Here is a 14,874-nt window from a genome sequence, read left to right as displayed (position 1 = left end):
AAGGCCGCTTCCTGACTGGGAGCGGCCTTTTTTGATGCCTGCCAGGCCCGAATGCAACTTTTCAGATCACGCCGGTATCCGACAGGAAAGCATGTATTATCAACTGTCTATGTTTTCTGTATGAATCCACTCGTTTACTCCGCGGGGCTACTTCTAACGGCAATGGCCCTGAACAGCTGCGCCACCACCTGCGGCGTGGAGCCCTGCAGCAACACGGCAGTGGCCGTGAAAAGCCTCGAGAGTGAGTACGGCTGCCAGGATACCCGCCGACAACTCAGCATCAACCTGTCGGAAACCCACACTGTCATTCGCAACCAAGCCGATTTCGACCGGCTGGTGTCGGGTCCCTGCCACCCACTGATTGACTTCAGCGCCTACGACTTGGTAATCGGCAAAAAGGGGCTGGCCAGCGGCAACGCCGGTATTGCGTACACATACCAGCGCGACTGCACGACGAACCAAGCACGGCTGCAGGTCACCTTTTCGCAGGGCATGACCACTGAAGCTCCCCATATTACCTACCACGCCCTCGTGCCCAAGCTGGCGGCCGAAGAGGGCGTAGCAGTAGACATTGAGGTAAAGTAGGGCGACACCCTACGTATTCACGGACAGCCCGCCCGCTCCCAACGGCCCATTTCACAGGTGAGAAATGGCCGTTGGGAGCGGGCGGGCTGTTTTGATTGCAGGCAGCATCAGGTCCTTTTGAAAATATACTTTGTATTGCAAAGTTCTTTGATATATGTTTGGACCATTGAAAGAAGAACGAACCGAGTGGTTACCTCTATGCGCAACCTGCTAAATCCGAAGTGGCTTTTATTGCTCAATACCCTGCCCGTTGTGCTGCTCGTGCTGCTGTGCTACGGGGAGTTCAGCGTGATTCAAAGCTTGCTGCCTCCGGCCAGTGTGCAGCTCTGGCAGGGGTTTGGCCTGGGGCTGGCCGGGCTGGGCATTGGCACGCTGGCTTACGCCGGAGTGCAGCTACGGCGGGGTCGGGAGGTAGGAGTGGGGTATAGTGTGCTGGCGCTGGTAGCCTACTCGGCTTTTCTGCTCCTGTACATGGGATATGATGCCGAGCTGGTGCCGCGGGCCGTACCGCGCTGGATGATACCCACCGAGCCGTTTCTCTACACCATTACCTTACTGATGCCGACGCTGGCCCACGCCTTGTTTGCGCTGGTGGTGCACTGGACGCCGACCGAGCGGCTGCCCACGGCGGCCGTTAACTTTGTGCTGGCTTTTGTGGCGCCTTTGGCTTGGTACGTTCTGCTGCTGGTGCCCTTTTCGGCTTTTGACAGTGGGCATCAGGGGTGGTTTTGGGGGGCTTTGTTTGCAGTGACACTAGCGGCGGGCGTAATTGGCTTTTTATTCTTCGTGGTGCGCGGAGCCTACATTATGGGGCTGAAGCGGGGCGAAGATGCCGAGTTTCACTTGGTTTGGAAGCTGCTTATTGCCCTGATTTTACCCGTGCTGGGGCTGCTGGTCAACAACGGCTTGTTTTTCGGTCGTCTCATGGGGGGCGAAACCGGCGTCTTTGGCAACTTCAATGACCCCTGGTTTTATGCGCTGGCTGTGCTCAACGGCCTGCTGCTGAGTGTGCCCGACGGGAATAACCCGCGGCAGCGGCTGCTGGTGTTTCTGGGGCGAAGCGTACTGCTGGGCTACACGCTCTACTTTTTCATCGTTTTCCTGCCCTTTCTGCCGCTCTCTGTTTTGGCCGTGCTACTTATTGGCCTCGGGTTTCTGATGCTCACCCCGCTGGTGCTGCTGGTGGTACACGTGCGGGAGCTGGGGGCTGACCTGGAATTTCTGGAACGGTTTTACCCCCGGCGCTGGCTGCGGGCGGGGCTGGTGGCCGGTTTTCTGACCTTGCCCCTCGTTATGACGGGCCGCTACCTGCACAACCGCTGGGTGCTGCACGAGGCCTTGGCCTACCGCTACAGCCCCGATTACAGCCGGCGCTATAGCCTCGACGAGCAGGCCCTGGTCCGCACCCTGCAAACGGTGCGCGAGCACAAGGAGCGTACCGACGACTTTTTTCAAGGTAAGCACGTGCCTTACCTGGCGACGTACTTCAATTGGCTGGTGCTCGACAACCTGACGCTGTCGGACCAGAAAATAGCCGACCTAGAGCAGCTCTTCCTGGGCACGCCGCTTAAGGCTGCCTTTTCCGAGGTAACCGTTACAGCCACGGGAGCAACTACTAGTACCAGTACCGCGGTGGCCCGACCTGCTCTGACCAGCCTGACCTCGCGCAGCACCTATGATGCCCAGCAGCAAGCCTGGGTAAGCTGGCTCGATCTGAAAGTGGCCAATGCCAACACTACGCAGCAAGCCGGGGAGTACACGACGCTGCTGGAGCTCCCGACGGGGTGCTGGGTGGGCAATTACTACCTGGATATGAACGGGCGGCGGGAGCCCGGAATTCTGGCTGAGAAAAAAACGGCCGCCTGGGTCTACGCCCAGATTCTGAATGAGCGGCAGGTGCGCGACCCCGGCCTGCTGGCCTACACCGACGACCAACACGTGAGCCTGCGCGTGTACCCGGTGGTAGGGGATGCTCCGCGGACAACGGGCATTCAGCTGCTGCACAAGGAGCCGGTAACCCTGACCATCGACGGCCGGCAGGTAACGCTCGGCGGCCCGGCTGGGTCGTCGGGCGCAACTGCGGCGGCAACTGCCAACCAGGAGGTGGTACTGGTCAGTGCCGCGGCCAAAGCCCAGCTGCCCCTGGTGCGCCGCACGCCGTATTATCATTTTCTGCTTGACGTATCTGCCGCGCAGGTTGACAACCGCACTACTTATGCGGCAGGTATCAAAAGCAAGTTTGCGCTGCCGGCGGCTGATAAACAGACCCGCTTTACCCTGGTGGATGCCTACACCACCCCTGTACCGACAGGTGCGAGTTGGCAACAGGCCCTGGCTCAGCACGAAAGCAGGGGTGGATTCTACCTGGAAGGGGCGCTCCGCAAGCTGCTTTTCGAGGTGCGGCAACACCCTGGCCCCACGTACCCGGTGATTGTGGTGGTGACCGATAAGCCGGAAAATGCCATATGGGGTGCTGGCCTGGCCGAGTTAAGCAGCGCGTATCCGGAGGGTGACCAGTTCTACGTTCTGGCCTCCGATGGCCGCTTGGCCGCCCACTCCTTACGAACCAACAGCCAGGCCGTGTGGCCTGATGCCCCGGCACCTGGCACCCCGCAGCCAGTACGGGCCTGGCCCGATGCGGCGCAGCCGCGGGCCTACTTACCCAATAACGAGCGGGCTGATATTGTGGTGAATGACGCTAAGATTGGCCTGCCCCAACCTACCTCGGCCAATAGCCGCTGGCAAACCGGCCTGCTGCTGCACGGCTATCAGCAGTGGCAAGCCTTCCACCCCGAGGCCACCGACCAGCAGCGGGTGCCCTTCGTGCAAGCCAGTTTCCGCGCCGGTATTATGACTCCTTTTACGGCTTATCTGGCCCTGGAAAACGAGGCGCAGAAAGCTGCCCTGGCCCGCAAGCAGCAGCAGGTGCTGAATGCCAATGCGGCATTGGATGTGGATGAGTCGAGCCAGGATACGGTAACCGAAGTGCCAATTGATGGCGGGGTTTCGCTGCTGTTGGCCGCCGGGGTAGGACTGGGAGTGCGGGGGTTGCGCCGTCGGAAGCAGGCTAGGGGCAAGTAGTTCTGCTGCCGCGCACCTGGCAAGGGCAGCCAGAGAATCTCCGGCTGCCCTTGCTAGGCTGCTGCCGTCTGCTTTTCCCGGGGCTTTTGCACCAGGTAGTAATACAGCAAAATCAGCAGGCCGGTAAGAAACGGGAGCAGGGCCAAGTGCTTGCCCGTGAGGCTTCCCCACACCCGAACGGTGTCGAAACCCGCAAACTCGCTAATCATCCAGTAAGAGTTGGCTGAAATCCAGAATACAATGGCCAAGTTGTGCGCCAGTTCGGCCTTAATGTCGCGGGTTCGCCAGGTGATGAGCATGGCAATGAAAAGCGTTGGGAAAATCATGGTGATGCCCAAGGGCTTCCAAATCATGCACCAGCCAATGTCTTTAAGCAGCCAGAACAGAATGTGCATGTTTTCCATGCGGCGGTAGGGGGCCGGGATGCTATACAGTAAGTCAGAATCGGTAGGCTGGCTCATAACGGAAGGATAGGCAGACCACGCAAAAGTAACAGTCATCCTGCTGGGGCAATAAAAAAGCCACCCAAACTGGGTGGCTTGTGGAGGATGTCCGCCGGATAGCTGGTTAATTTAGCCAAAGCTGGGCCACGGGCTCAAACCGCTGCCAGTTGAAGGCCCCGTAGGGACGCTCGGCGTAGAAGCCCAGGACGTGCACCTGTAGCTGGCCGGTGCGAGCATTAGGGCGGTACTGAACCGGATATATGGCGCCCGTTTGGGGCCAGTCCCCGATGTGGTCAGCGGGCCGGCTCGTGGCATCAATGCAGCGGGCGTACTGCTGCATGGGGAGAGGAAAAGGAAGGTTAGTCTTCTTCGTTCTGCGCATATACAAAAATAAGGATATTATTTTTAAGCTAAAAATATTAGGTAGAAAAAAAGCAAGTATTTATGCTCAATACGCGCTTGTTGATAGGATTAAAAAGATATTAAACTCAAAAAAATAGTAGGCTGTCTACCGAGTCTAGGGAACTTTTTTGCAGGAGTACTGTCCCTGGCTACTAATTAGATTAGCTTTGATCAGGAGCCTAGTGGTGCTGCTGTCAGCTTAGTTGAAAACAGAGCTTTAATAGAAGGCAGAGGTGCTAGGCGCATTAGACAAGTCCGCCTTATCCCTGCAGCCGTGAGTGAGTCCAGTATCCAGGGGCGGTCTGCCGATAGCTGTCCTGGATACTGCCAAGTGTAGGCTCCCGGCGCTTACCGGGGCCTGGGCCTAAATTCTAGGAATTTCTATGTAGATTCTCGCCATCTTACCGCATCCATAACGGCTACCATCCGTATCGGATAGTGTCCTACCTCCTGATTGTCTGCTCCGTTATGCACTCCACCGCACCTTGCCTGTTCTCTTCCCTGCCCGCGGCTTTGCAAAACCGCTTTGTTCACTTTTTGCGCCAGGAGCTGGGCGGCGGCCAAAATACGGTTGTAGCCCCCGCCGATGAGTGGCTGCAAGCGGCCCTGGCTGTTGACCCCACCGTGCAGGTTCACCCGGCCCGGGGCACTTTCTGGATCCGACGCGGCCGTAAGGCCTTGGAAAACATGGCGCGCCACTTCCTCGTGGTGCCGCGCCCAGTGGCCGAACTGCTCGACCGGCATCAACTGCTGCGCGCCAATCCAGCCGACTACGGTCTTACCGATGAGGAATGGCTGGCGTTGGCTTTATAAAAGCTCAGTTACTTTTCGCCCTTGAAAGCCGCTTCTCCCGCAAGGGGAAGCGGCTTTTTGTCGTATAAGTTTGGGCTGGCCCAGCACGAAGGGCCGCCAAAGAGAGGACCTGAGCTCTGGATAGCTCCTTGCTGTAGGCCCTGTAGCCGAACGGCTCTTAGTTGGGCTAATTATCGGGTAAAGGGGCGCGGTTTCCTCCAGTTCGTTAGTTGGGCTGGTGTTGGCGGCTTACTCACAACGGCAGCCTGGTACGAGCGAAGTGCTACAGGCCGGCCGTAGTATAGCCCAGCACCGGCGCTTCATTTTCTTCACCGCCCAGCACAAATTCCGGGGTTTCCTGGGCCACCTCGTAGCGCAGGACCACGTCGGTTTCGAAAGCTATAAAGTACTGACACAGCAGCTTCAGTGCCCGGGCCTGCCAGGTATCCGACAAGTAAGCTTCCAAGGTAGTGGCCGACAAGTCGCCGAGGCTGATTTCCAGGGCGGGCAAGGTTTCCTGGTACCAGCCGCCCAGTACGAAGTCGCGGCCTAGTTCCAGGTTGCCTAGGCTTAGTCCACCGCCCGAAGCGGAAGCCGCCGCCGGAGTGGGGAAACGTAGCGGGGCAATAGTGCGCAAGGTCACGGGCACTTCCAGCACGCTCTCGAAGCAGAGCTGGGTTAGGTGCAGGTCGCCGGTGATACGGTGAGCCAGCGGCAGCAGGTACAGCAGGGTAGTCACCTGTCGACCCGGCAATTGCCCCTCCAAGTCCCAGAACCGGGCTAGCACCTCGTTGTACCACTGCGCCGAGAGGTTGGTCATGTAACGCCGCTCCTCCTGCTCGAGCAGCACCCGGAACCGGTAGAACTCCTGCTCGAAGGGCAGAAAAAACCGGCGGGCGGCTTTTTCCTTGCGCCGCTGCGTTTGAATTTCCTCGACCATGGGGCGGATACCGGGGCGGGGCGTGGGGTCGGTCGGGTGGTGAAACAGCTCCTGGGGCAGGGCATCGTAGAGGCCTTCCCGGTGCACATCAATCGTGGTTTTGGGCGTGCTCCAGCGGTTGGTCTGCTCCTCCGTTGTGGTGCCCAGGTCGCGGCGGTAGCGGCGGGCAAACAAACTAACGGGCCGAATAACAAAGTCGTCGAACTCGTAGCCGTGGGCCAGTAAATCGGCCAGTACTACCTCCAGGCGTAGATCCATGGGCTGGCGGCGCAGCTGAGCAAACAGCTGCTGCAAGGCCGAAGGGGCTGGGCCAGTACCTGGGCTTACCACGTTAGCACTTCCGTTGGTAGAGCTGCCTACGCGGGGGCGAGCGGAAACTTCCGGGGCGGGCTGTTCAACGCTGAATTTTGGCATACTATATTTTTTCTGACAACTTACACCCGTTTATAACCGGATTCGGTGTGTGCAGCGGCCGTTACGGCTCTGCTACCGGCTCCTCAAAGTGCGCTTACCTTATTACTCCTCGTTGGGTTTGGGGCCATGTCGGCCACCGCCCAACAAATATTGCTGATATATGCTTACTCCCAATCCGCAGGCGCAGGCGCGTAGCGGCGTTTCCAATGCCTTGTCGAATGCCCGCTCCAGTGTGCAGCGCAACCCGACCATCATCAGTACGGTGTTGTACTTGCTGGCCGTTGTAACGGTGTTTGCAGTAGTAGGGCTAGGGGCCGCCTACAGCCCATTGTCCTACAAACTTACTTTTTTCCTGGTTCAGCTGGTAGCTCTGTTCCTGGGAGTGCTCAATATCAATGCCCTGCCCCGCTGGCTGCCCTGGTATGACGAGCAAGACGCGCTGCACGGCTCCATCATGACGCTACTCACCTGGATGGCCGCCTGCCTGGGCTTGGCCGTGTCGAGCTGGATACCCTGGTTTGCGCCGGCCACGCCTTCGCTCGCCTTCGTGACGGCCTCTATTCCGGTAGCGGTGCCCTATTTTTTTTATGCCGCTTTCCAAGCCTGGCGCCACGTACCCGAGAAGCAGTACAAGCTTTGGTACTACCATCCCAACTCTTCCGGCCCCGACTTGTCGCGCATGGATCTGAGCAACTTTATGGTTGTGCACTTTTGGATGTCGCGGCGCTACGGGGAGTCGCTGTTTCACGACTTTTCGTCGAAGGCGCCCTACGAAATGCGCTTCAGCGACTTATTTCATATTTTCCTGACTGACTACAACGTCATCAAGCCCGAGCAGGCCATTCAGTATCTGGACGACAATGGGCAGCCCTACGGCTGGATCTTTTACGCCAAACAGCCCTGGTGGAAGCGTCGGCGCTACTACGATCCGGACTACACATTCCGGGATAATTTCATAAAACAAGGAAATATTATTGTTGCCAAACGCGTCGCCGGCCCCAAATAAGAGCTGCTTTGGTGGGGCGTCGGCCCGATAATCTGGTGGAGCTTACCTAATTTGCAGCCGCCAAGTATCTGGCAATAGCTATTCTGTTATTGGCTTTCCCTTTTCTCACTGATTATTATGCTGCCCGAAATCAAGCACTACCCCGTAAACTGGGTCGACGGAATGAAAATTTCGCGTCGGCATTTTACCGAGCTTGAGCAATTTACTACCGAACATCTGCGCGATGCTACGGCCCTGAGCCTGACTGCACATCGTTACGGCTTGCTGCCCGCTGATCCGCAGGGGCTGTCCTCCTTTGAGTTGCTGCTCAGCGTCGATCATCAGCAAGCCGTTACGGCCCGCCTGACTAATTGCCGGGCCGTGACGGCGGGCGGCGCCCGGATCGAAATTACGGGGGGCAGCGAGCCGCTGACCTACCGTACTAGCTTGGCCCAGCTGCTGAGTGATTTTAACCTGACGGCTACGGAGCAGCTACGGTTTCACGTGGTTGTGTCCGTCAATCCGTATGTGCGCATTCCGGCCGGGGCTCCCGCTCCTGAGGAAATTCCGCCCCGCCACCCCTATACTACCCCCGAATACCAGCTCAGCGTGGTGCCGGCCCTGCAGCTTACTTCCACCCAGGTCAGTTCCTTTCACCTGGTGGTGGGCGAGCTGGTGCATGCCGAGGGTGCCCTGCGGCCCGTGGCCCAGTTTATTCCGCCCAGTATGGCCCTGGTGAGCCATCCGGCCCTGCTTAAGTGGCTGCACCAGACCGAGCACCTGCTCCAGGAAATCGAGACCGAAGCCTTCCGGGTTATTCAGAAGGTGCGGATGCGGGTTGACAAGAAAAACAACCTTAGTGAACTGGTGCATCTGGTAGCCGAGCGTCTGGTAACGGCTCTGGCCCAGGAGCTGCCGGGCTTGGCCTTTACGGCCGCCGAGCAGCCGCCCGTCGTGCTGCAAGGAGCCTTGATGCGTTTGGCCAAGCAGTTCAGAACCAGCTTGTATTGCCTGACCGAGGCGGAACGGGAAGAGTTACTCAAGTACTTTGAGCAATGGTCTGAGATTCTGCCCGCCACCCTACTCAATGCCCTTAATGAGGCGGTAACGGCCCGTTACGAGCCGCTGCGGGTCCACGACAGTTTGCAGCAGTACTATGGGCTCTGGCAGCTGGTCGCCACCATTTTCCGGCAGCTCAGCCAGCTCGAGTACATTGGCAAAAACAAGGAGGGCTGGAAGACTTTCATCAACGAAAACCCGGTGGCTGCCTCGGCGGCTCCCGAAAAGCCCGCCACTCGCTGGAACCCCTTCTAGCCCCGTTTCCTTTCCGACCTTCCTCGTTCTTTCATGAAGCCCCTCAACCAAGCTGAACGCAACACCCGCCTGTGGAAATTTACCTTGCTGTATCTGCTGGCGTTGGTCATTCCGGTGGCCGCTTCCTACTTCCTCTTTTCCGACGGCACCGTAGCGGATGAAAATGCCCGGCTCAAGCGGGAATTGGAGCTGACCAAAGATGAGCAGCGCCGCCTGCTGACCCAGATGGATACGCTAACCAAGCACCTGCAGCGCATTGATTTCACCGACCGGCAGCTGCGCACCGAAAGCAACGACCTGGTAATGGGCGAGCTGAACAAGCGCACCCAGGACTACCTGAATTCCATTGCTTTGTCGCTCAACGAGCTGCGCCGCGACTCGGCCAAGATGCAGATGGTGGCCAACAAGCGCATTGCCCAGAACGTGCTGCGCGACTTCGACCTGTTCCGCAACAACCGCAGCACCATCGACTTCTTGCGCCAGTCGCTCGACAAGCGGGGCATCGACGTGTCGGGCAAGGAAGCCCTGGCCGCTGAGCTGGCCCAAACCAAGCAACTGCTGGCCACCTACCAAGCAGCGGCGGCCAACCGGCCCGCGCCTATGCCTGCGGGCGGCGGCATGGGCGGAGGCGGCGGGAGCGGCGGGGGCGGGGGCAACAGCAGTGCCCGCGCGGCCGAGCTGCAGCGTAATCTGCTGGATGCCCAGCAGCAGGTAAGCCTGCTGGAAGATAAAGTAACCTTTGCCAATGCTGACTGTCTGCGCCTGCGCGCGGCCGGGGCCGGTGGAAAGCGCCGCAAGGAAATGCTGGAGCAGGCCCGTAAAAACTACCTGCAGATTCTGCAGAACCCCAGCTCCGGCGACATGAAGGAGACGGTGGAAAAGATGATAGAAGTAGTCGACCAGGAGTTGAAAAAAGGCATTTTTAACTAAGCCCGGCCCTGTAGTGCCCGGTGCTAAGGCAGCTGCCCCACGTGTTATGAGCGACGAGTACTACCGTATTCCCCTGGACTTTGAAGCGCTACTGCAGCGTCGCAGCCTGCCCCGCTGCTCGGAAGAGGAGTCGATTGCCCAGCACCTGTACCTGATGCTGACCACTTACTTCGGCGAGTCGCGCTTCGACCCCACGTTTGGGTGCCTGGTCTGGGAGCAGGACTTCGAGGCCATGACCAACATGCGCTGGAAGGACGCGGTGCAACGGTCGGTGGAAGAAACGATTCGAACCCACGAACCGCGACTGGAGCAGGTGAAGGTAGTGGTCGGCGTCGATGATTTTGAAATGAAAGGTGTCAATCAGCGCATCCGGAAGCGGCTGGAGGTAACCGTCAAGGCCGTGCTGCACCGCACCAACGAGCCGTTTGGCTTTCGCGCCAGCTTATTCGTAGCGCCCTTATCCGTTAGTTAATTCCGCGTATCTTTTACCTGTGCCCGCATGACGCCTCAGCCCGACGATTTTACCAAAACGGCCATTAAAACCCGTCTGACCCACAAAGCTGCCGAGCTTTGGGGGTACAGCGAAGCAGAAATGGAGGGGTTCGACCCGCTGGTGCAGATGCTGATGGAAGCCTGCGCCGTGGAGCTGGAAAAAATCGGGCAGGAAATTCAGAGCACCCAGCACCGCCTCGTCGACCGGCTGGCCAGCCTGCTCAACCCCGACGTGGTCGATGCGCCGCGCCCGGCCCACGCCATTGCCCAGGCAATGCCGCGCGAGCCCCAGGCGTTGCTGCCTTCGGATGCGCAGTTTGTGTACCAGCGCCCCGCAGCCGGTCGTCAGGTGACTACCCAGCCCGTCTTTTTCTCGCCGCTCCAACCTACCAGCCTCACCCACGGGCGGGTGCGTTACCTGGCTACCGATACTACCCTCTGGCAGCTGGAAACCAGCCTGCAAAAGCGGGTTATTGCCCAGGCCGCCCTGCCCATGCCCACCGAGCACCGCCGCATCTGGATTGGCCTGGAGCTGCATCCGGAAGTAACCTCGCTGGGGCAGCTGAGCTTCTATCTGGACTGGGCCAATGAGCCCCAGCGCAACATCTACGCATCGTTTCTGCCCGGGGAGTCGTGGCGGCTGGGCGACGCGCTGCTGCCCGTGGCCCCCGGCCTCGAGGATGAGGACCAAGCCACGCCCTTCTTGCACCAGGAGTACGACTTTCTGCAGCGCGTCGAGCAACACGTGCGGGCCGTGTATGCCCCGCGCTTTGTGCGCCTGCAGCCCGGCGCGGCCACCGCGCTAACTTCCTACGTACCGCAGCCCTACCCGGCCGCGCTAAAGGCGCAGCTGCCGGCCGCGGCTCTGGAGCAACTCACCCAACCGCTCGTCTGGCTGGAGATACGCTTCTCGCACGCGCTGCCGCCCGAAGCCCTGACCAATCTGCTCTGCGGCATCAACTGCTTTCCGGTGCTGAACCGCCGGCTCCACAAGCGCCTGTTTCGTCTGCAGCAGGCTCTGAATATCTTTCCCCTGGATTCGGAGGAGCCGTTTCTGGCCATGCGCGAGGTATATAGTCTGAGCAATGTGGTGTACCGTTCCACCGCTCTCACCGGACTCAAAGATTCGGAAACCGATACCTACACGCTCCGCTCCCACGGGGTGGGGCGCTTTGATGCCCGCACGGGCAAACAGGCGCTGGGTGAACTGCTGGAGCTGCTACGCGACGAAAGCCGGGCTTTCTCGGCCACCGGCACCGACTTTATTTCCTCTACGCTGCGGGAGCTAAACCAGAACCTGGCCCGCTTGGAAGAACGCCTGGGCCGCGATGGCGTCGCCCAATCCACGGCGCCCTACGTGCTACTGCGCCCCCACGACGTGAACGACAGCGTGTACCTGGAATATTGGTCGAGCGACGGGGCCGCCGCCAACCGCCTGGCCCCCGGCAGCCGCCTGCAGGTCTACGATGGGCAGTACCTGGACGAGGTGCAATTGCTGACGAGTACCCTTGGGGGGCAGGAGCGCCCCCGACCGGAAGAGCGGGTGCACGCCCTGCGTAAGAACCTGCTCAGCCGTAACCGCATCGTAACGCTAGAAGACATCAAAGCGGCCTGCTGGGCCGAGTTAGGCAGTCAGCTCCAGCAAGTGCAGGTCGAGAAAGGCTTCCGCAACGGGACCACGCCCGCCGCTGGTTTTGTGCGCTGCATCCGCATCACGCTGATGCCCGCAGCTAGCAGCCGGCTGTCGGGCCCGGAATGGCAGCAAACGGCGGAAGATCTGCAAGTAACCTTAGCCAGTCAATCCGCTATGAACCTGCCCTACGAGGTCAGTGTGAAGACGCTGTAGCACGCTCTATGCTTAAGCGAATAACACGGAAAAGGCCAGCATTAGGTGCTGGCCTTTTCTAGTGGGCGCTACCGAAGGGACTAGCCCTGCTCTACGGGCGCCTCAATGGTGGTGCTCCAGGTTAGCTCTTCCGCCTCCGGATCTTTGCTGAGCGCAATGACAGTGCCCTTGCCAACTTCCCCGGCAATAATCATCCGGGAAATAGGCCGCCGAAGCTGCTGACGGATAACTCCTTTGATGGGCCGGGCGCCATACCGGGGCGTGAAGCCCGACAAGGCCAAGTGCGTGCGGGCCTCGTCCGACAGCTCCAGGGCAATACCCTGGCGGCGCAGTTGCTCTTGTAGGGGGCGCAAATGGATGTCGAAAATCTGTACCACATTTTCCTCCGAAATCGGGGCGAAGGGCACAATTTCGGTGAGGCGGGCCAGAAACTCGGGCCGGAAATGACGGCTCATGGTTTCCATCAACGTATTGGTCGCCGGAATTTGGCCTTCCCCAAACGACTTGATAATCTGCTCACTGCCAATGTTGGAGGTGAAGAGAATAACGGCGTTGGAGAAGTCGCCTTCCCGGCCCAGCCGGTCGTGCAGCCGGCCCTCGTCCAGGATCTGCAGGAAAATGTCGAACACCGAACTGTGGGCCTTTTCGATTTCGTCGAACAGCACAACCGAGTAAGGCTTCTCCCGGATTTTGTTGACCAGCATCCCGCCCTCTTCGTAGCCCACGTAACCGGGAGGGGCCCCGTAGAGCAGGGCGGCCGAGTGCTCTTCCTTGAACTCCGACATATCGAAGCGAATCAGGAAGGACTCGTCGTTGAAGAGAAAATCGGCCAGGGACTTGGCCAGCTCGGTTTTGCCCGTGCCCGTGGGCCCCAGCAGAAAGAAGGAGCCGATGGGCTGCCCGGCTTTGGTCAGGCCCGAGCGTGATTCCAGGATGGCTTCACACAGAGCCTTTACCGCGTGGTTCTGGCCCACCACGCGTTGCTGCAGGGTCTGGTCCATATTCAGTAGCTTCTCCCGCTCGTTGCTTTGTAGCTTGCCCAGCGGAATACCGGTTTTGCCGGCCACGACGGCCGCCACATCGGCCCGTTCTACGCTGTCCTTTTTCGTGCCCGATAGGGCCACTACGCTGGCCAGCAGCTCGCGAATGTAGGCTTCCAGCGGCTCGGAAGTTTCCAGCGTGTCGGGCTGCTGCTCCTGATCGAGCTGATTGAGCCATAAGTGGCTGACCTGATTCTGCACCTGGTAGAGAAACCAGCGCAGCTCTTTCAGGTAGTCGGCTTCTGCCAGTTCCTGACCACGCAGAGCCAGGGCCTCAAATTCGTGCTGCAGCTGCTGCAGCTCGGCTTCGGCGTGGCTGTCGAGCATGCGAATAGCGGCCATGGTGCGGTCTACCAGGTCAATGGCCGAATCGGGCAGCTGCCGGTCTTTGATGTAGCGTTTGGCCAGGCGCACAGCTTCGCTCACGGTGCCTTCGCCAATTTGCAGGCCATGATGGGCGGCGTAGTGGGGCAGCACGCTTTCCAGCATCCGTTCGGCCACGACCACGCTGGGCTCTTCCACCCGCAGCACGTCGAAGCGCCGGTTAAAGGCTTCGTCGGCCTCAATATACTGCCGGTACTCGTCGTTGGTGGTAGCCCCGATAACGGTGATTTCACCCCGGGCCAGCTCCGGCTTCAGCAGCTGCGCAATGCCCGCGCCGGCCGAGCCTTTGGGGTCCAGCAGCACGTGAATCTCGTCGATAAACAGAATGGCCCGGGTGTACTGCTTAATCTCCGTCAATACACTCTTGATGCGGTCTTCTACCTCGCCTTTGTAGGAAGCACCGGCGACGAGCGTACCCAGGTCCAGCTCAAATAACACGACCTGCTGCAGGTGGGTTGGTACTTTTTTCTGCACGATCTGCTGGGCAAAGCCCTCAACCAGGGCCGATTTGCCTACACCCGGCTCCCCGACCAGCAGCACGTTGGGCTTGGTCCGTCGCCCCAGAATTTCGGCCATCTGCCGGGTTTCCCGGTCGCGCCCTACGATGGGGTCCAGCTTGCCCGCGGCGGCTTCGGCGGTTTTATCAACGCAATACGTGGCCAGGGCCCCCGCTTTGCCAGCAGGAGCGGCGCGGTCGGAGAGGGGGGCGGAGGTTTGCCCATCAGCTCCTACGGCCAGGGGCTGCTTATTTTCGGTTTCGGCAGCACTCATCACCTCCCGCTGGGTCAGGGGCAGGGATTTGAGCTGCTCTTCGGTGAACGCCAGGCCCGGGCGCAACAGCGCGGCCAGTAAGCTCAGCGGGTCGGTTTGATCCTTGGCCAGCTGCAGGGCCACTAGGTCGGCTACTTCCAGCACGGGCTTCAGCTGGGCATCCTGCCCGGGCATCTCCGGGGGCCGCGTCGATTTGGGCAGGCCTTCCAAGCGCACCTCGGCCCACTCGCGCAGGTAGTGAATGTCCTTGTCCAGGTCAATTGCCAGCCAAGAGGCCAACCCAATTTCGTTGTGCAGCAGAGCGGTTAGCACGTGCGGAGCCGCGTAATATTCGTGGCGATACTCATGCGCTACGGCTTGGGCAATGTGCAGGGTGCGTTTTAATTCGTCGGAGTAGGACACAGGGAAAGAATAGGGTTAGAGTATCAAAGAAGAGAAAGGAGATACGAAAGGTA

Annotated in this window: 12 protein-coding genes; 8 read left to right on the top strand and 4 right to left on the bottom strand. The window is 59.5% G+C overall.

The window, feature by feature from the left end; translation table 11 throughout:
• The first annotated feature begins 120 nt into the window (after positions 1 to 120).
• A complete protein-coding gene (locus E5K02_RS08460; protein WP_135393951.1) occupies positions 121 to 585 on the top strand; it encodes a hypothetical protein in 465 nt (154 codons plus the stop codon).
• 198 nt (positions 586 to 783) lie between these two features.
• Complete coding sequence (locus tag E5K02_RS08455; RefSeq protein WP_135393949.1) at positions 784 to 3,666, top strand: MSEP-CTERM sorting domain-containing protein; 2,883 nt, start codon at positions 784 to 786, stop codon at positions 3,664 to 3,666.
• A 53-nt stretch (positions 3,667 to 3,719) separates the two neighbouring features.
• Here the strand turns inward: E5K02_RS08455 and E5K02_RS08450 are convergent, their stop codons facing one another.
• A complete protein-coding gene (locus E5K02_RS08450) occupies positions 3,720 to 4,127 on the bottom strand; it encodes a hypothetical protein (RefSeq protein ID WP_206025929.1) in 408 nt (135 codons plus the stop codon).
• Between the two features lie 106 nt (positions 4,128 to 4,233).
• On the bottom strand, positions 4,234 to 4,449 hold the full coding sequence (locus tag E5K02_RS08445; RefSeq protein ID WP_135393947.1) for a hypothetical protein: 216 nt from the start codon (positions 4,447 to 4,449) through the stop codon (positions 4,234 to 4,236).
• Between the two features lie 530 nt (positions 4,450 to 4,979).
• On the opposite strand from E5K02_RS08445, the gene E5K02_RS08440 reads away from it, so the two are divergent.
• On the top strand, positions 4,980 to 5,324 hold the full coding sequence (locus E5K02_RS08440) for a hypothetical protein (RefSeq protein ID WP_135393945.1): 345 nt from the start codon (positions 4,980 to 4,982) through the stop codon (positions 5,322 to 5,324).
• A gap of 262 nt (positions 5,325 to 5,586) precedes the next feature.
• Here the strand turns inward: E5K02_RS08440 and E5K02_RS08435 are convergent, their stop codons facing one another.
• Entirely contained in the window at positions 5,587 to 6,657 is a 1,071-nt protein-coding gene (locus tag E5K02_RS08435; protein ID WP_135393943.1) for a type VI secretion system baseplate subunit TssG, read from the bottom strand.
• A 160-nt stretch (positions 6,658 to 6,817) separates the two neighbouring features.
• Here E5K02_RS08435 and E5K02_RS08430 point away from each other — a divergent pair, with 160 nt between their 5' ends.
• From E5K02_RS08430 to E5K02_RS08410, 5 genes are all read left to right on the top strand, one after another.
• The gene (locus E5K02_RS08430) at positions 6,818 to 7,663 is read left to right on the top strand and encodes a TssN family type VI secretion system protein (RefSeq protein WP_135393941.1); all 846 of its coding nucleotides are present in this window, start codon (positions 6,818 to 6,820) and stop codon (positions 7,661 to 7,663) included.
• Positions 7,664 to 7,780: 117 nt separating this feature from the next.
• Positions 7,781 to 8,956, top strand: coding sequence for a hypothetical protein (locus E5K02_RS08425; RefSeq protein WP_135393939.1), 1,176 nt, complete (start codon positions 7,781 to 7,783; stop codon positions 8,954 to 8,956).
• 33 nt (positions 8,957 to 8,989) lie between these two features.
• Positions 8,990 to 9,886 carry a hypothetical protein gene (locus tag E5K02_RS08420; protein WP_135393937.1) on the top strand — a complete coding sequence of 299 codons (897 nt, stop codon included), beginning with the start codon at positions 8,990 to 8,992 and terminating at the stop codon, positions 9,884 to 9,886.
• 46 nt (positions 9,887 to 9,932) lie between these two features.
• Positions 9,933 to 10,358, top strand: coding sequence for a GPW/gp25 family protein (locus tag E5K02_RS08415; RefSeq protein ID WP_135393935.1), 426 nt, complete (start codon positions 9,933 to 9,935; stop codon positions 10,356 to 10,358).
• Between the two features lie 27 nt (positions 10,359 to 10,385).
• Positions 10,386 to 12,224 (top strand): type VI secretion system baseplate subunit TssF, encoded by a 1,839-nt coding sequence (locus E5K02_RS08410; protein WP_135393933.1) that lies wholly within the window; start codon positions 10,386 to 10,388, stop codon positions 12,222 to 12,224.
• An 80-nt stretch (positions 12,225 to 12,304) separates the two neighbouring features.
• Here E5K02_RS08410 and E5K02_RS08405 read toward each other — a convergent pair whose 3' ends face one another.
• Positions 12,305 to 14,821 carry an ATP-dependent Clp protease ATP-binding subunit gene (locus E5K02_RS08405; protein ID WP_135393931.1) on the bottom strand — a complete coding sequence of 839 codons (2,517 nt, stop codon included), beginning with the start codon at positions 14,819 to 14,821 and terminating at the stop codon, positions 12,305 to 12,307.
• Positions 14,822 to 14,874 lie beyond the last annotated feature (53 nt).

Origin of the sequence: Hymenobacter metallicola (genome assembly GCF_004745645.1) — a bacterium.
GTDB classification, from domain to species: Bacteria; Bacteroidota; Bacteroidia; order Cytophagales; family Hymenobacteraceae; genus Hymenobacter; species Hymenobacter metallicola.
Note: the sequence above shows the minus strand (reverse complement) of the source record. Positions and strands in the feature narration are given on the sequence as shown.